Annotated in this window: 13 protein-coding genes; 5 read left to right on the forward strand and 8 right to left on the reverse strand. The window is 63.8% G+C overall.

The window, feature by feature from the left end:
* Positions 1 to 96 precede the first annotated feature (96 nt).
* Positions 97 to 810: an SDR family oxidoreductase gene (locus tag MB84_RS13885; RefSeq protein WP_046292207.1), complete on the reverse strand. Its 714-nt coding sequence runs from the start codon at positions 808 to 810 to the stop codon at positions 97 to 99.
* A gap of 162 nt (positions 811 to 972) precedes the next feature.
* Between MB84_RS13885 and MB84_RS13890 the strand changes: the two genes are divergently transcribed.
* Positions 973 to 1,878: a LysR family transcriptional regulator gene (locus MB84_RS13890; protein ID WP_046292208.1), complete on the forward strand. Its 906-nt coding sequence runs from the start codon at positions 973 to 975 to the stop codon at positions 1,876 to 1,878.
* 71 nt (positions 1,879 to 1,949) lie between these two features.
* Here MB84_RS13890 and MB84_RS13895 read toward each other — a convergent pair whose 3' ends face one another.
* Positions 1,950 to 2,576, reverse strand: a complete 627-nt coding sequence (locus MB84_RS13895) for a TetR/AcrR family transcriptional regulator (protein ID WP_046292209.1) — start codon at positions 2,574 to 2,576, stop codon at positions 1,950 to 1,952.
* 206 nt (positions 2,577 to 2,782) lie between these two features.
* On the opposite strand from MB84_RS13895, the gene MB84_RS13900 reads away from it, so the two are divergent.
* Positions 2,783 to 3,499, forward strand: a complete 717-nt coding sequence (locus tag MB84_RS13900) for an SDR family oxidoreductase (RefSeq protein ID WP_046292210.1) — start codon at positions 2,783 to 2,785, stop codon at positions 3,497 to 3,499.
* Between the two features lie 126 nt (positions 3,500 to 3,625).
* Here MB84_RS13900 and MB84_RS13905 read toward each other — a convergent pair whose 3' ends face one another.
* The 3 genes from MB84_RS13905 to MB84_RS13915 all read right to left on the reverse strand — a co-directional run bounded on the left by MB84_RS13905 (position 3,626) and on the right by MB84_RS13915 (position 7,539).
* Positions 3,626 to 4,534, reverse strand: a complete 909-nt coding sequence (locus tag MB84_RS13905; protein ID WP_046293802.1) for a recombination-associated protein RdgC — start codon at positions 4,532 to 4,534, stop codon at positions 3,626 to 3,628.
* Between the two features lie 87 nt (positions 4,535 to 4,621).
* Complete coding sequence (locus MB84_RS13910; protein WP_046292211.1) at positions 4,622 to 5,089, reverse strand: cyanophycin metabolism-associated DUF1854 family protein; 468 nt, start codon at positions 5,087 to 5,089, stop codon at positions 4,622 to 4,624.
* A gap of 41 nt (positions 5,090 to 5,130) precedes the next feature.
* Positions 5,131 to 7,539 (reverse strand): cyanophycin metabolism-associated ABC transporter, encoded by a 2,409-nt coding sequence (locus MB84_RS13915; RefSeq protein WP_052653353.1) that lies wholly within the window; start codon positions 7,537 to 7,539, stop codon positions 5,131 to 5,133.
* A 298-nt stretch (positions 7,540 to 7,837) separates the two neighbouring features.
* Between MB84_RS13915 and cphA (MB84_RS13920) the strand changes: the two genes are divergently transcribed.
* Together cphA (MB84_RS13920) and cphA (MB84_RS13925) are read left to right on the forward strand one after the other, a co-directional pair.
* Complete coding sequence (gene cphA, locus MB84_RS13920; RefSeq protein WP_046292212.1) at positions 7,838 to 10,480, forward strand: cyanophycin synthetase; 2,643 nt, start codon at positions 7,838 to 7,840, stop codon at positions 10,478 to 10,480.
* A 180-nt stretch (positions 10,481 to 10,660) separates the two neighbouring features.
* Positions 10,661 to 13,240 (forward strand): cyanophycin synthetase, encoded by a 2,580-nt coding sequence (cphA, locus tag MB84_RS13925; protein ID WP_046292213.1) that lies wholly within the window; start codon positions 10,661 to 10,663, stop codon positions 13,238 to 13,240.
* 118 nt (positions 13,241 to 13,358) lie between these two features.
* On the opposite strand, the gene MB84_RS13930 is transcribed toward cphA (MB84_RS13925), so the two are convergent.
* Positions 13,359 to 14,570, reverse strand: coding sequence for a hypothetical protein (locus MB84_RS13930; protein ID WP_157122726.1), 1,212 nt, complete (start codon positions 14,568 to 14,570; stop codon positions 13,359 to 13,361).
* 237 nt (positions 14,571 to 14,807) lie between these two features.
* On the opposite strand from MB84_RS13930, the gene MB84_RS29910 reads away from it, so the two are divergent.
* Positions 14,808 to 15,332, forward strand: a complete 525-nt coding sequence (locus MB84_RS29910) for a hypothetical protein (protein ID WP_157122727.1) — start codon at positions 14,808 to 14,810, stop codon at positions 15,330 to 15,332.
* A gap of 161 nt (positions 15,333 to 15,493) precedes the next feature.
* On the opposite strand, the gene MB84_RS13935 is transcribed toward MB84_RS29910, so the two are convergent.
* Both MB84_RS13935 and MB84_RS13940 read right to left on the reverse strand, forming a co-directional pair.
* Positions 15,494 to 16,030, reverse strand: a complete 537-nt coding sequence (locus MB84_RS13935; protein WP_052653356.1) for a GNAT family N-acetyltransferase — start codon at positions 16,028 to 16,030, stop codon at positions 15,494 to 15,496.
* A complete protein-coding gene (locus MB84_RS13940) occupies positions 16,027 to 17,052 on the reverse strand; it encodes a LysR family transcriptional regulator (protein ID WP_046292215.1) in 1,026 nt (341 codons plus the stop codon). The genes MB84_RS13935 and MB84_RS13940 overlap by 4 nt, the downstream gene beginning before the upstream one ends.
* Positions 17,053 to 17,281: the final 229 nt, after the last annotated feature.

A 17,281-nucleotide genomic window follows, 5' to 3' on the forward strand; every position in this document is an offset into this window, starting at 1 on the left:
GCGTTTGCGTGACATCAAAATGGACGCAAGTTTCGGGGCCGGGGAGATACCGCGATGCAGCATTTTCCCAAGCAACACAGGCTCGATCAGGAGGCCTCAGGCGATAGCGCCGCCCGCGTCGATCAGCACCGTGGCGCCTGTCGCGCTCGGCGTCCCGGCGAGATACAGAATGGTATTTGCCACATCTTCCGCCGCGACGACCCGACGTGCCGGCAGACGCTCTGCTGCGTTGCGATACATCGCCTCACGGTCCGCTTCGGCAAGCTTGTTCCACAGTGGCGTGGCCGTCAGCCCCGGCGACACCGTGTTGACGCGAACCGGCGACAACTCCAACGCCAGCCCCCGACCCAACGCCTCCACCGCCGCGTTGATGGCGCCCTGCACCACCGACGACGTGTTCGGTCGCACGCTGAGGTACCCCGACGTCAGCGTAAGCGACCCACCGTCCTCGATGCGCGCGAACTTCGCCACGTGATAGGTCCCCCAGAACTTGCTGTCGAACGCCGCGTGCGCGTCGTCGAGCGAGAGTTTGCGCACCTGACCGGTCGGCGTTTGCGCCGCAGAAATCACGACGTGTTGCCACGGCGCATGGTCGGCGAAGAATCTCTGGACGGCGGCCACGTCGCCGGTATCGAGCACGGCGGCGCGCGCCGTGCTGCCGATCGTCGCCAGCGCTTCGTCGAGCTTCGTCCGACTGCGCGAGGCGATCGTGACGGCCGCCCCCGCCTTGGCAAACGCCTGCGCGGCGGCACGGCCAATGCCGGAACTGCCGCCAATCACCAGCACGCGCTGACCTTCGAAATTGAACATGGTGTAACTCCAGAATGAGATCGATGAAATCGGAGAGGGAGACAACCGCGACGTCGCAACTCGGAGGCAACGTCATGAGGCTATTGTGATCCTCGCCGCGCAAGACGATAATCCCCCGCATAACTGAATTACTCTCTTCAAATCATTGATAATCGCGCCGCGATGATTGACCAGACACTCGATCTCACGCTTTTTGACCGCGTTGTCGTTACCGGCAGCATGTCGGCAGCCGCGCGCGAGCTGGGCTTGTCACTCGCCGTCGTGAGCAAACGACTCGGCCTACTGGAGCAACGCCTCGGCGTGCGGCTGCTTAACCGCACCACGCGCAAACAGGCGCTCACCGAAGAGGGTCAGGTATTTCACGGGTGCTGCCAGCGGATTCTGGCGGAGATTGCCGAGGCCGAACGGCTGATGACGCGGCAAGCGGGCACCGTCGGCGGCGTGCTGCGCATCAGCGCACCGCGCGCGTTCGGCCGTCGTCATCTGACGCCGCTCCTCGTTGCGTTTCGCGAATGGCATCCGGACGTGAAAGTGCATCTCTCGCTGAGCGATCAGTGGGTCGATCTGGTCGCGCACGGCATCGACGTGGCGATTCGCGTCGGCACCCTGCCCGATTCGAGCCTGGTCGCACAGGAACTGGCACCGAACTACCGCGTGCTCGTCGCCTCGCCTGCGTATCTGCAACAGCGCGGCACGCCCAGGGACGTCGGCGATCTGCGGCAGCACGACTGCATATTGTTCGGCAATTCACCTCACGGCGACTGGCGTTTTGTGTCGCAATCCGAAACATTGCGCGTGCAGGTGCCGGACACATACGTTGTGGACGACGGCGATACCGCCCACGAACTCGCTCTGCACGGTGCGGGCATCACGCAGAAATCGATCTGGGATGTAGGCGACGATATTCAGGCGGGACGCCTGGCGCGCGTGCTTCCTTCGCTCAGGATCCTTGCCGCGCCGCTACACGCCGTGTATCCGCACAGCCGTCATATCGCGCCGCGCACGCGCGTGTTCGTCGACTTTCTGCGCGACCGGCTGCGGGCGACATGGCGCTGGCCGCAGGACTGAGGTGCGTAGCGTCATCAGCCTCGTCGGCCTCATCCCGTCCCCTACCCCGCATTCACAGCGTGGGCGAGCGCTCAGCCGTTCGGGCGTTCTGCGTCGGACGCTTCAATCGCCTGACGTCCGGCCGCCAGCAGCGCCTCCGATAGCGCAGGGTCGGCACCGACCACCGCGCGCGACAAGATCAACGAACCGACCATCTGCGAGAAACGCGCCATGGCATTGCGCGTTGCCTGCGCCTGCGTAAGCCCCCGGGCAACGCCTGCCGCCGTCATCCGTTCGAGCGACGCCGCCAGCCCCTTCGCGTAATACGCCTGCGCCTGCTCACCAATACGTGGCACGTCGCCTGCGAACCCCGCCACCGGGCACCCGCACGCCACATCGTCACGATGCTCGGTCGACAGATACGCCTCGACGCCGACCTTCGGAGGGACGGCCGGATCGTCCGACGCGGCCGAGGCCGACGCGTCACCCATGCTTTGCGCCATTCGCGCCTCGTTGGCGGCCATCGCGCGCGCCATTACTGCGCAGACGAGCGCGTCCTTCGACTTGAAGTGGTTATAGAAGCCGCCCTGTGTGAAACCGGCCTCCTTCATCAACGCCGTTAGCCCGACCGCATCGACGCCGCGCTCGCGAAACAGCCGGTCGGCCGCACTGACGATAGCTTCGCGATTCTCTGCGGCCTGCTCTCTGGAAATACCCATTTACCGCTCCTCGTCCGACGACAGCGCAATCGCCCCTATCGGACTCATCGAAAAAGACAATGTCGATCACCATTGACATTAGCCCAGCGGACTGGGCACAATGCATCGCAAATGACGATGGCGACCACAATTGTCATGAAGTATAGCCGAAAGCGTACGCCGTCCACCCGACTGGCGTGGCCCACTTACCTTGCTGGAGTAGTGCAATGAAGATCAAAGATGCGGTTGTTTTCGTGACCGGGGCCAACCGTGGCCTGGGCCTCGAATTTGCCAAACAGGCGCTGGCGCTTGGCGCGAAGAAGGTCTACGCAGGCTCGCGCGATCCGTCGAAGGTGACGCTGCCGGGCGTGATTCCCGTCAAGCTCGACGTCAATAATCCGGATGACGTGGCCGCCGCCGCGCGACTCGCAGGCGATGTGACCCTGCTCATCAACAACGCCGGGATCGCTCGCCCGACCCAGGGCTTGACCAAGCCCGGCGCCGCCGAGCTGCTGCGCGACACGCTCGAGACCAACCTGTTCGGCGTGCTCGCCATGACGCAGGCATTCGCTCCCGTCCTCGGCGGCAACGGCGGCGGCGCGTTGCTCAACGTGTTGTCGATCGTAAGCTGGATCACGTCGAGCTACATTCCTGAATATGCGATTACCAAATCGGCCGCGTGGTCGCTGACGAACGGCGTCCGCCGCGAACTGAGCGCGCAGAACACGCAGGTGATCGGCCTGCACGCAGGCTACATCGACACCGATCTCACGAGCGGCATCGACGCCGAAAAGAGCGCGCCGTCCGACGTCGTGCGTCAGGCTTACGAGGCCATCGAGGCGGGTGCGTTGGAAGTGAGCGTCGATGACGCCACGCGCCAGATCAAGCAAGGTCTGTCGCAGGGCGTCTATCTGATCGATCTGGAAGCCGAAGCGCAGTCCTGAAACGCGCTCGCAAGATTACGCACTTGCCAGCAAAAACGCCGCGACACCCTTTCAGGTCTCGCGGCGTTTTGTCTTGCGTGCGTCGTAGACGAGCGCCAGGGCTCACCGACAGCCGGTTCAGCCCTCTCAGGCCGCCTTGTCCATCTGACGTTCACCGCCCACGGCTTCGACCAGATCGTCGAGCATGCGGGCGAGTTCGCCGGTCATGAGTGCCACGTCGGCATCGAACTTCTCGGCCTCGCCTTCCGCGGTCGGGTCGGTAGCGTCCTTGATGATGTCGAGCGGCGTAATGCGCTTGATGATGAACGCGTCGGTCAGCACGAACGAGATGCGGTCGTTCCACGTCATCGCCAACTTCGTGCAGCGCTTGCCAGCTTCGATGTGCTGACGCACGTCCGCGCCATCGAGCGGGTGCGCCACATAACGCACGGCCGCCTTTTCGTCGGTGTTCGAGCGCAGTTCCACATCCTGATCGACGGTGAAACCGGACGGCGCTTCATTGCCCGCCAGCCAAGACGTCATCACGGACACCGGCGCTTCGTTGAGTTCGACGTTCTCGAGGACGATGTCCAGCGTCTTGAGCAGCAAGCTGCGCACTTCGTCGGCCTTGGCGGGCGACGCAGCGTCGATGACCAGCCAGCGATTGACCGGATCGATCCACACGCGCGTGTCGCGACGAATGCCGAACGCGCGCGGCAGCAACTCGTCCGTGACCTGCTCCTTGAGTTCACGCATCTGCTTGCGCCCCGGCTTGAAGCCTTGCTGCTCCTCAAGCTCGGCGGCCTTGGCGCGCGTCACCTGATTGACGACGGTCGTCGGCAGCAGCTTCTTTTCGGCCCGATAGGCCAGCAGGAACTGACGATTGATGCTGTGCACGAGCTCGCCGCCATCGCGCGGCGGCGCCCAGCCCTGCACCTGCATTTCCAGGCTGCCGCCCTCGCGGAAGGCATGCTTCTCGAGCGCCTCTTCCATTTGCGCGACGCTCATGGACCAACCGGCAGGAATTCGGTGCAACTGAAGATTCTTGAACCACATCGGCATCACCGCAAAATCAAAAGCATGGATTTTAACAGTGTGCCGAGGTGCAGCGAAGTGCGAGAACCTGAATCGTGCAACCAGACGTCACAGGAAACGGTCGAGAATCTTGCGGCTGGGCTTGTCCAGCGTGCCCGTATCGCGAATCAGGAAGTGAATGCCGTGGTTATCGGTGATGAGCAGTGTCTGTCCGCCGAGACGGCGAATGTCCTCTTCGCCGCGCAGCACGAACGACGCTTCGCCACGGTTCGTCTCGACGGTCCACGTGCTGGGCGTCGCATACGTCGACACGCCCCTGATGCGCTGCACTTCGGGCATGAACTCGCGTGCGGCGAGCTCCTCCGAGACAAGCACGCGCATGGCAGCAGGCAGCGCGTCGAGCGAGTCGAGCCAGACCAGCTCGCGCCCTTCCGTGCTCACGAGCGCCAGCCCCTCGTCCGGCGCGGCAATCGGAAAGGCCCGCACGGGCACCACGCCCTCATGGGCGACGCCCTCGGCGTCGGTCAGCACCAAACGGCCGAAGGCGTTGCGCGACAGGATGAAATCGATCTGCATAAGAGTCTTCGCGAACGGTTCTGTTGACGGTCAGTCGGCGATTAGTTGATGGACAGCGGCTGTGCCGGCGCGGCAGTCACCGCCGCGACGGTGGCGGCCGCTTCGGCCGAGGCGACGACCTCGTCGATATCCGTATCGACATTGCGCTGTTGCGCCTGATAGAGCTTGTAGTACGCCCCTTCGCGGGCGATCAGTTCGTCGTGGTTGCCCACCTCGACGATCTTGCCGCGATCGAGCACCACGAGTCGGTCGGCCTTGCGCAGCGTCGACAACCGGTGAGCAATCGCGATGGTCGTGCGTCCCTTGACGAGGTTGTCGAGCGCCTTCTGAATTTCCTTTTCCGTGGCCGTGTCGACCGAGGACGTCGCCTCGTCGAGAATCAGAATTCTCGGATCGATCAGCAGCGCGCGGGCGATGGACATACGCTGACGTTCGCCGCCCGACAACGCCTGACCGCGCTCGCCCACGAGCGAGTCGTAGCCGTGCGGCAGACGCAGAATGAACTCGTGCGCATGGGCTGCGCGGGCGGCTGCGACGATCTCGGCGCGCGTTGCCTCCGGTTTGCCGTACGCGATGTTCTCGGCAATCGTGCCGAAGAACAGGAACGGCTCCTGCAAGACCAGACCGACGTTGCGACGGAAATCCGACACGGGCAGCGCGCGAATGTCCACGCCATCGATCTGGATCGAACCCTCCGCCACGTCGTAGAAGCGGCAGATCAGGTTCACCAGCGTGCTCTTGCCCGAGCCGCTGTGGCCGACCAGACCGATCATCTCGCCCGGCGCAATACGCAGATCCATGCCGCGAATCACCGCGCGGTTGCCGTATCGGAAACCGATGTCGCGCAGGTCGATAGCGCCCTTCACTTCCTTCAGATGCACCGGATTGACCGGTTCCGGCACGTTCGAGACGTGATCCAGAATGTCGAAGATGCGCTTCGCGCCGGCGGCGGCCTTTTGCGTGACCGAGACGATGCGGCTCATCGAGTCCAGACGCGTATAGAAACGGCTGATGTACGTGAGGAACGCGGCCAGCACACCGACCGTGATTTCGTGTTTCGAGACCTGCCAGATACCGAAGATCCAGACGACCAGCAGCCCCACTTCGGTGAGGAACGTGACCGTCGGCGTGAACAGCGACCAGACCTTGTTCACCCGGTCGTTGACCATCAAATTGTGGCGGTTGGCTTCCTTGAAGCGCGCGACCTCACGGTTTTCCTGCGCAAACGCCTTGACCACGCGAATCCCCGGAATCGTGTCGGCGAGCACGTTGGTGATTTCCGACCAGATCCGGTCGACCTTCTCGAAGCCGTGACGCAGGCGGTCGCGCACCAGATGAATCAGCCACGCGATGAACGGCAGCGGCAAGAGCGTGACCACAGCCAGCCACGGATTGATCGACACCAGAATGACCGCCGTCATGACGATCATCAGCACGTCGGTCGCGAAGTCCAGCAAATGCAGCGAAAGGAACACGCAGATGCGATCGCTCTCCGAGCCGATACGCGCCATCAGGTCACCCGTGCGCTTGCCGCCGAAATACTCCAGCGACAGCCGTAGCAGATGCGAATAAGTCGCTGTGCGCAGATCCGCGCCGATGCGCTCCGACACTTTCGCGAGCAGATACGTGCGCGCCCAGCCAAGGACCCACGCGACCAGACCCGCCCCCAGCAAACCAGACAGATACATTCCCACCAGGTGGTAATCGATGGGTTGGCCGTTCTGGAACGGGATCAGCACGTTGTCCATGAGCGGCATCGTCAGATATGGCGGGATCAACGTCGCGCCCGTCGCGCAGAGCGTCAGCAGGAAACCCGCCAACAACTGAAAGCGATACGGCCGCGCGAAACGCCACAATCGAAGCAATGCCCATGTCGACGGCGGGGCTTCTACCTCAGGATTGCATTGCGGACACTCGTCCACGCCGGGCGGCAGTTCCGCCTGACAGATCGGGCAAACGCCCACCTCTTCCGCCGCATGCGCCGCCGCGTGACCGGCCACGTGGATATCGCGCTGACGCACGATCGTGTCCATCAACGTGAGCGCCGCCGGATTGTGGCCGAGGGTGTAACGCCAGTTCACCAGTTTCTGACGCGCATCACACAGTTCCAGCGAGCCAACGCCCGCGTGGTCCGTATGCGTGAGCGACAGCCCCGCATGGTACGGCCACGATTGCCATGGCGACTGACTCGACCCGCCGTCGCGCCGCGCTTCACGCGCCATCACCCGACGCTCGGTCGCCACCACCACACCCTGGGCGAAGTGCAACTGCGCGTCGAGATCGATGGGCATCCAGGCAAGCACCGTCTCCCCGTCGGCCAGTTGCGTGGCGAGATCCGGGTACCAGGGTTCGGCGCAGGCGCTCCGGGCGGACGCGGAAGACACAGAAGAGGCTTGCGCGGGTGAATCCGCAGAGGCGTCGGACGGCGTGGCGGCAGAGGTGTCGGTCATTGATGCGGCAGACGTGTCCTCAAGGGGCGGACATCGAGGCAAACGGAGAAGAATCGACGCGGACTTTCCCTGTCAGGTCCGCAAAATTGCCGCAAGTATAACCACAGCGACGCTTTTTGCGGCACGGAGTTCCAGCATGACACGGTGCAACATCGAAATATTGTTGCGGGTGTCAACCGTTTACGGAATTTTTGCGTTAAGCATCCAGTTAACTGAAAGAGCGCGACCGGCTGTGCCGCATGAAATCGGCCTTGCCGGCTTTTGTGTACCAGCCCTGACGCGTGAATTAAAGCCTTAGATGAAAAAGAAAGACATTGAGATTTTCGATGTCCTGTCGCTGCGCGGACCGAATATGTGGACATATCGGCCGGTGCTCGAGGCATGGGTCGATATTGGGGAATTGGAAGAGTTCCCATCCAACAAGATCCCGGGGTTCCCCGAACGGCTGTCCGAATGGTTGCCGACGCTCATCGAACACCGCTGCAGCATCGGCGAGCGCGGCGGCTTCCTTCAGCGGCTTCGCGAAGGCACGTGGCCCGGCCACATCCTGGAGCACGTCACGCTCGAACTTCAGAACCTCGCCGGCATGCCCGGTGGCTTCGGCAAGGCACGCGAGACCCCGATTTCGGGCGTCTACAAGGTAATCGTGCGCGCCTGGCATGAAGACGTGACCCGCGCCGCCCTGTTTGCGGCCCGCGATCTGGTCATGGCCGCCATCGAAGACCGGCCTTACGACGTCGAAGCCGCCGTCGAAGAATTGCGCGGTCTGATCGACAAACACTGTCTCGGCCCGAGCACGGCCTGCATCGTCGACGCCGCCGACGACCGCGACATCCCCCATCTGCGTCTGTCCGACGGCAATCTGGTGCAACTGGGTTACGGCGCGGCCGCCCGTCGCATCTGGACGGCCGAGACCGACCGCACCCCCGCCATCGCGGAGAGCATCTCGCGCGACAAGGACCTGACCAAGCAACTGCTCGAATCGTGCGGCGTGCCCGTGCCGGAAGGCCGTCTGGTCGACAGCGCACAAGACGCCTGGGAAGCCGCCGAGGACATCGGCCTGCCCGTGGTCGTCAAGCCCTACGACGGCAATCACGGTCGTGGCGTGTTCATCAATCTCACCACGCGAGAAGAAGTCACGACCGCGTTCGGCGTGGCCCTCGAAGAAGGCAACGGCGTGATCGTCGAGCGCTTCGTTACGGGTCTCGAGCATCGCCTGCTGGTCGTGGGCGGTCGCGTCGTCGCCGCGGCGATGGGCGAAATGGCCTCCGTGACCGGCGATGGCGAGCACACCGTCTCGGAACTCATCGAGCTACAGATCAACAGCGATCCGCGTCGCGGCAGCGCCGAAGACCAGCCGCTCAATCGCGTGCGCATCGATTCGTCGGCGCGCCTCGAACTGAAGCGTCAGGGTTTCGACGCCGACGCCGTGCCGCCGGAAGGCAAGAACGTCCTGATTCAGCGTAACGGCAACGTCGCCTTCGACGTGACCGACCGCGTTCACCCGAGCGTGGCCGCCCATGCTTCGCTGGCCGCTCGTATCGTGGGTCTGGACATCGCTGGCGTGGATCTGGTCGCCGAAGACATTTCCCGTCCGCTCGCGGAACAGCGCGGCGCCATCGTGGAAGTCAACGCCGGTCCCGGCCTGCTCATGCACCTGAAACCGGCCGACGGCGCACCGCGTCCGGTCGGCCGCGCCATCGTCGACCATCTGTTCCCCGATGGCCACGCGGGCCGCATTCCGGTCGTCGGCATTACCGGCACGAACGGCAAGACGGTCACGGCACGCCTGCTCACACACCTGCTGCAACTGGCGGGCGAACATACGGGTCTCGCGTGCAGCGACGGCCTGTTCCTCGACAAGCGTCTGGTGCAAGGCGGCGACCGCGCCAACTGGGACGCCGCGAACCGCGTACTGATGAACGCCAGCGTGACCGCTGCCGTCTTTGAAAACGACAGCACCGCCATTCTGTCCGAGGGCCTTGCCTACGACCGTTGTCAGGTCGGCATCGTCACGAACATCGACCGCCCGGACCATCTCGGCCACAACTTCGTCGAAGACGTCGAGCGCATGTTCAGCGTGCTGCGTACGCAAGTCGATGTCGTGCTGCCCGACGGCGTAGCGGTCCTCAATGCCCGCGACCCGCTGGTCGTGGAGATGGCCGAGCTGTGCGACGGCGACGTGATCTTCTTCGGTCTGGACGAGCAACTGCCCGCCATCGTGGCGCACCGCGCCGCAGGTAAGCGCGCAGTTTTCGTGCGCGATGGTCACGTGATCCTCGCGACGGGCACGGAAGAAGCGGCCATCGGCGCCACGGCCAACATGCCGCTGACCTATGCCGGACGTGTTGCCTTCCAGGTCGAGAACGTGCTGGCCGCCGTGGCCGCCGCGTGGTCGATGGGCGTGGCGCTGGATATCCTGCGCACCGGCGTGACGACGTTCGACGTCGGTCAGGTCGATGCCCCGGGCCGCTTCACGCTGTTCGAGAAGCAAGGCGCAACGGTGATCGTCGACGACGCGCATAACGCCCCTGCCCTCACCGCACTGGCTGCCGCCCTTGCCACCCTGCCCGCAGAGCGCCGCACGGTGGTCTACGGCCCGGGCGCGGACCGCATGGACGAAGACCTTCAGGCCGAAGGCAAGCTGCTGGCGCAGACGTTCGAGCGCGTGGTGCTGTGCGACGATCTGAGTGATCTGGGTACCGCCCGCAAACGCGCGTCGTCCGAGTCGCGCGCTCAGTTGCGCGCAGGCATCGACGCCGCCGGTCGCAAGGTTCAGGTGACGGACGCCCGCGAACGCCGTGCCGCCGCCGAGGCCGCGCTGGCCCAGCTCACGAGCGGCGATCTGCTCGTGTTGCAGGCCGACGAAGGCGGTGCGGCCGCGATGCTCGATCTCGTCCATTTGTGGATGGGTCAGCCGATGCGCGCACTCGCTGCTTGAGCCACCGAGGCACTGCGGCACAGAAAGTTGAATGACGAGCGGCGCGCGGCAGGCACCTCTGCCACCGCCCTCGCTATATAGATAGTCACCAGATACCTAGCCACAGTCGTTTTTCTCGCCACGCATCTGCCATATTGAGATATACAGGGACGCGAAGTGGACAGACAGGGATTGCAATTTATGGAAGTCTCCCGCATCCGCGCATTGCGCGGGCCGAACCTCTGGAGCCGTCACACCGCCATCGAGGCGATCGTGACGTGCACCGATCTGGAATACTCGATCGGCAATCTGGCCGGTTTCGAGGCCCGACTGCGCGCACGCTTCCCCGAGTTGCCCGCGCTCACGCCCGACGCTGAAGAGCGCTCGGTCTCGCTGGCCGACGCGCTGGCGACCACGGCGCTACATCTGCAAGCCGCCGCCGGTTGCCCGGTGACCTTCAGTCAAACGACGCAAACCATCGAGCCGGGCACGTTCCAGGTGGTGGTGCAATACAGCGAAGAACCGGTGGGACGTCTTGCCTTCGACCTGGCGCAGCAACTGATTCACGCCGCCCTCGAAGACGGCCCGTTCGATCTGGCCGACGCCCTCTACCGCTTGCGCGATCTGGATGAAGACGTGCGCCTCGGCCCGTCGACCGGCTCGATCGTCTATGCCGCCGTCGCGCGTGGCATTCCGTATCGCCGTCTGACCGAAGGGTCGATGGTGCAATTCGGCTGGGGCAGCAAGCAACGCCGCATTCAGGCCGCCGAGACCGACCGCACGTCGGCCGTGGCCGAGTCGATTGCGCAGGACAAGGATCTCACCAAGACGCTGCTGCACGCGGCCGGTGTACCGGTGCCGCTGGGCGGTACGGTGCGCGACATCGAAGACGCGTGGAAGTTGGTACAGGAAATCGACGCGCCAGTCGTGGTCAAGCCGCGCGACGGCAATCAGGGCAAGGGCGTGGCGGTACGTCTGCGCACGCGCGAAGAAATCGAGAAGGCGTTCGAAGCCGCGCAGGACATCAGTCGCGACGTCATCATCGAGCGCTACATTCCGGGTCATGATTTCCGTCTGCTGGTCATCGGCAACAAGCTGGTCGCCGCAGCCCGCCGCGATCCGCCGCAAGTCACCGGCGACGGCGTGCACACTGTGCGTGAGCTGGTCGAGACGGTGAACGCCGACCCGCGCCGCGGCGAAGGTCACGCCACGTCGCTGACCAAGATTCGATTCGACGACATCGCGCTGGCAACGCTCGCCAAGCAAGGCTTGAATGCGGACTCCGTGCCGGAAGCCGGTGTGCGCATCGTCCTGCGCAACAACGCCAACCTGTCGACGGGCGGCACCGCCACCGACGTGACGGACGACGTCCACCCCGAAATCGCCGCGCGCGCCGTTGCGGCCGCACAGCAGGTCGGTCTGGACATCGCCGGCGTCGACGCCGTGTGCGAAACCGTCATCAAGCCGTTCGAGGATCAGGCAGGCGGCATTGTAGAAGTCAACGCCGCGCCGGGCCTGCGCATGCACCTTCAGCCGTCGTACGGCAAAGGACGTGCGGTCGGCGAAGCCATCGTCTCGACCATGTTCGAAGACGGCGACGACGGTCGCATCCCCCTCGTGGCTGTCTCGGGCACGAACGGCAAGACCACCACGGTTCGCCTGATTGCCCACCTAATCGGGCAACAAGGTCTGCGTGTCGGCATGACCGGCACAGACGGCATCTATATCAGCGGTCAGCGTATCGATACCGGCGATTGCAGCGGCCCGCGCAGCGCGCGCAATGTGCTGATGCATCCGGACGTCGATGCTGCCGTGTTCGAAACGGCGCGTGGCGGACTGCTGCGTGAAGGTCTCGCGTACGATCGTTGCGACGTCGCCGTGGTGACCAACATCGGCATGGGCGACCACCTCGGCTTGTCGTACATCAACACGGTCGAAGACCTCGCCGTGCTCAAGAGCGTGATCGTGCGCAACGTCGCGCCGCGCGGCATGGCCGTGCTCAATGCCGCCGACCCGATGGTCGCGCGCATGGCCGACGCCTGCCCGGGCGACGTGACTTACTTCACGGCCGACGCCACGCATCCGGTGCTCGCCACGCACCGCGCCAAGGGCAAGCGCGTGGTCTATGTCGACGGCGCTCACATCGTGACGGCGCACGGCAGCGAAGAAACCCGCTATGCGCTGGCGGCGATTCCGCTCACGCGCAACGGCGCCATCGGCTTCCAGGTCGAGAACGCAATGGCCGCCATCGGTGCCGCATGGGCGTTGCATATCGACGCAGCCACGATTCGCGCCGGTCTTGCGACCTTCGTGAACGATGCTGGTACGGCCCCTGGCCGCTTCAACGTGTTCGATTACAAGGGCGCGACGGTGATTGCCGATTACGGCCATAACCCGGACGCCATTGCCGCACTCACGCAGGCCATCGAAACCATGCCGGCGCGCCGTCGCTCGGTGGTGATTTCGGGTGCCGGAGACCGTCGCGACGAAGACATTCGCCGTCAGACGGAAATCCTGGGGGGCGCGTTCGACGACGTGCTGCTTTATCAGGACCAGTGCCAGCGTGGTCGGGAAGACGGCGAAGTCATCCGGTTGCTGCGTGAAGGACTGGTCGACGCACGCCGCACGAGCTACGTCGACGAGATCAACGGCGAGTTCATCGCCATCGACACGGCCCTCGCCCGCCTGCAACCCGGCGACCTGTGCCTGATCCTCATCGACCAGGTGGACGAAGCGCTGGCACACATCGCGCAGCGCGTGACAGAGGCTGGCGCACGCTAGGCGATTACGGGGAAGCGCCTGGCTACGGAATCTCCGTGCCAGGTGCTGACAGGCTTGGCGAGATTACCCCCGCATTCTCATCGCTGCGGCATGACCGCACGGGCGCGATATCAAAAGGTCACAGTCTCGTCCATTCGGACGTGACGCTAGCTTCCGAGTCGGGTGTAGCCTCGGGCATATCGGAACCTGCCCCGGCCGTCGCGGCCGTCAACATGTCGAGCGCATCGATACCGTCGATGAAATCCGACGCAGTCAATGGTTGTCGCAGATAGGGGTGAGGACTCCCACGCGAGATCAGCGCATGCCGCGTGGCGCTGGTCATCAGTTCATAGACTTGATGGGATGCCGTGGATAGCCCTCTGCGCAACAATAGCCACTCGGTCGGCGCCTGTTTGTCGAACGCCTCAGCCGAGATCGTGTCGCTGTGGTCTTCGAATAGAATGCGATAACCATCGCCCTGAAGGCCCTCCGGCGTGAAGCGATGCAGCCTCGCGTCGATGGCCGTGCGGATCAGGGAGGGAATACTCTCGTCGAACGCAGACAGGCCAACTGCGGCGAACGCCGCTTCCGCCTTCGCCACATGATCCGCCAGCAGGGACTCAAGGGTCGCAGCATTCACGCTGGCATCCTGCTCGAGGACTTCAAGACGGGTAAAGACAAGTTCATGGACCATGGCGGCACTGATGTGAAATCCACGCCCGGCGAAGACCTCCGCGCAGCGCGCACCCAACTTGCTCACGGCTCGGAAGTCGCTTCCATATATCTCGATGGCGTGGGCAAGCGCCGTCACCATCGGGGTAAATGTCCCGCAAGCCGATAGTTTTTCCGCAGCACTCGCGTAATTTCCCGCGGCCATCGGACGATCTCCGGCCACCGCAAAAATCCTCGCCGCAGCCAAATACTGTTCGGCAGCCAGACGCGGTTGCGCCGCCCGGTCGTAGTGAAATGCCGCGCGGTGGCGATCGACGCCGGCGCGCAAGCCATTGGCCCTTCGAACATCCTCACCGGACGCGAGCAGCGCCCGCGCGATCTCGTCCGAACGCGGGTCTTCCGACGGCGACGTTTGTGCGCGTATCGTCGCGATCGCCTGCCTCGACTGGCCTGCGCGAAGGTCATCCCCCACCCAATGGAAGAACCGTGCCAGCGACTCTCTTTCGGCCAGCGAACCGGTGACCTGCGAGAGTCCGTCGTGTGCCGCGCAGGCGACGCTATGCACCGTCTCCGGGTCAAGTCCGGGCAGCAGGCGGCCATGGGCCCCGAGCGCCGCGCCGATGATGCGCAAGCTGGCCAACGCATGGTCCTGCGCGAGCGTCGGCATCGCGTCCAGCAACGTGGTGCCAGGCGGCGTTCCGTCGGGTCGCGCAAGCAGCAACTGCGTGACCTCAGCCTGTGTCAGATTCAACCCCGGGTGCGAAAACCCGGCGTCCATCAGCGAGAGACGGAAGTCCGTACCAGGAATACCGATTGCGATAAAGCCGCCTTGCATCAAGTGCACCCCGGTGTCTTCGGCGTGCGACCAGCGACTGACGATTTCCTCGCGAACATGCGGTCTTAACGCGCTACAAAGTTGTATGGCGACGGTATCGAGTTGCGCCGCCGACATCTTGCGACGAACGTGTTCGGCGCCAACCGGCGTCGTGCAAACGTGATTGCGCACGAGGCGCTTGACGAACGCCGAACGGTCGACGTCACGCGCAAAGCAGCGCTTGATGAGGGGCCAGCCATCGTTCGCGGTGAACGCGGCGTCGACCCGCTCAATCGCTCTGGTGAGTTCGGCCGAGCCTGGAGAACAGTCTTGCAGGCGATCCTGCAAGGTGTTCATCGCCTGCGTGAGATGCGCCGACGACGATTCGCGATTCCGGCATGGGTGGAGCGCGCTTCTGAGCGCCTGAATAGCGTCGGCGATCATCGCACCCCTTCGCGCGGCAGCGGATTCGAGGCGGTCAGCGGAAGCGTGTTGCCGGGAAGAACCGGCGTGGGCAGATCTGGAGAGGGGTTGGACGGCAGACGGTTAGTCGTCGAGAACGGCATCGTTGTTTTGAGCGGGGAGGCCAATAGGACGAATAGGGCGCCCCCCATCTGTTTGCAATGAAAGGGCCCAATTTTTTCATTGAGGCCATTTCACACGCGTCCGAGAATCGCTCATCGTCCGCCCCCCGGGGAAAGACATGAGGCGCGCGCGCAATGCAATTCGACTAGTCTCACTGATCAATTCAGCGAGAAACGCATCGTCCGATTTCGGAATGACTCAAGTTACGGACTGACGAGTCGTCGCTGCATTGCACAGCGACGTTCCGCCGGGAGCCCGGCGGCGACCTCGTCGGCGAGCGTTGCCTGCAAGCGGACGTCGAGGTCGGCGGCGGGCACCGGCACAAAGCCCAAACGGGCGTAAAACGGAGCGTTCCACGGCACGTCGCGAAACGTCGTGAGCGTGAGCGCCCGAAGCCCGGCGGCGCGCGCATACGCTACGGCCACATCCATCAGCGCCCGCCCAATTCCCCGACCTTGCCACTGGCGATGCACCGACATCTCCCATACGTGCAGAACATCGTCGAACACCTCACCGGCGAGAAAGCCAACGGGTACGCCTTCCCTATCCGTCGCCACCCACTCAGTGCCCTGCGCCACCCACTGGCGATGACGTGCCTCGGCAATCGGCTCGCCGTCTGCCAGTGCCTGCAAGCCCGGCACCGCCCGGAACACCTCGCCAGCACTACGCTCGACGCCGAGCAACCGCGACACCTCGTTCGGCGTCGCGAGCCGCACTCGCACCGCCTCTTGAAGCGTCAAATCACGACCTCCTGCGGCGACATTTCCGTGCCGTAGGCCGCCCAGCGATCGTTCGCTGCCGAGTCGGCATCGGCCGCCGCGACGGTCGGCTTGCATTGACCCGCCGTCTCGTCGAGCCCCTGCAACAACGGGCATCTTTCGAAGATTTCGGCGATGAAGTCGACAAATACGCGCACCTTTGGCGACAGATGGCGGTTATGCGGGTACACCGCCGAAATCGGCATCGGGGGCGGTTTCCATTGGTGCAGGATCTCGACCAGTTGGCCCGATTGCAGATACGGCAACGCCATGAAACGCGCCAGTTGCACAGTGCCGAAACCCGATAACCCGAGTTGCAGATACGCCTCGGCGTCGTTCACCGCGACCGAGCCCTGCATGTGGACTTCGACTTCCTTGCCGTCCACGACGAACTGCTCTTCGATCACGCGGCCCGTGCGGCTCGAAAAATAGTGCACGGCCGTGTGACGCTGAAGATCGTCAAGCGTATGCGGCATGCCCATGCGCTCAAGGTAAGCGGGCGACGCGCACGTCAGACTCTGAAACATACCCACGCGTCGTGCGACAAGGCTCGAATCCTGAAGCGTGCCCACACGCAGCACGCAATCGACCCCTTCCTGAATCAGATCGACGGGCTTGTCGCCCATGCCGACCATCAATTCGATTTCCGGATAACGGTCGTGAAACTCGCACAGCGACGGCAGCACCACGAGTTTGCCGAGCGAGCCCGGCATGTCGATGCGCAGCTTGCCCCGCACCCGCTGACTGCTTTCGCGGAAAGACGATTCCGTCTCTTCGATATCCGCGAGGATGCGCAGGCAGCGCTCGTAATACGCCGCGCCGTCCGGCGTCAGGTTGAGTCGGCGAGTCGTACGCTGGAGCAAACGCGTGCCCAGATGCGACTCCAGATTCTGAATGATCGTGGTCACCGAGGTACGCGGCAACCCGAGGTTGTCGGCGGCACGCGAGAAGCTGTTCGCCTCGACCACCCGCGTGAAGACCTGCATCGCTTGCAAGCGATCCATGATATTTCCCCATTGAAATCACTGTTGCACGGGCCGAACGGGCGAAACCTGCGAAATTTCACCTGCACCGCGACCGCATATGCTTATTGGTCGACGGCATAAGCCAATGCCCATAAGGCCGAGACCGATTAGTCGAGCTGGCCGAACAGTGTTGCCAAATTATAGGCGTTTATCCCAATGTCCGTGGCCTCTAGACTTCGCTCCATCGAATGTCATCAGAGGGGTATCG

The sequence above is a fragment of the Pandoraea oxalativorans genome, assembly GCF_000972785.3.
Taxonomy (GTDB): domain Bacteria; phylum Pseudomonadota; class Gammaproteobacteria; order Burkholderiales; family Burkholderiaceae; genus Pandoraea; species Pandoraea oxalativorans.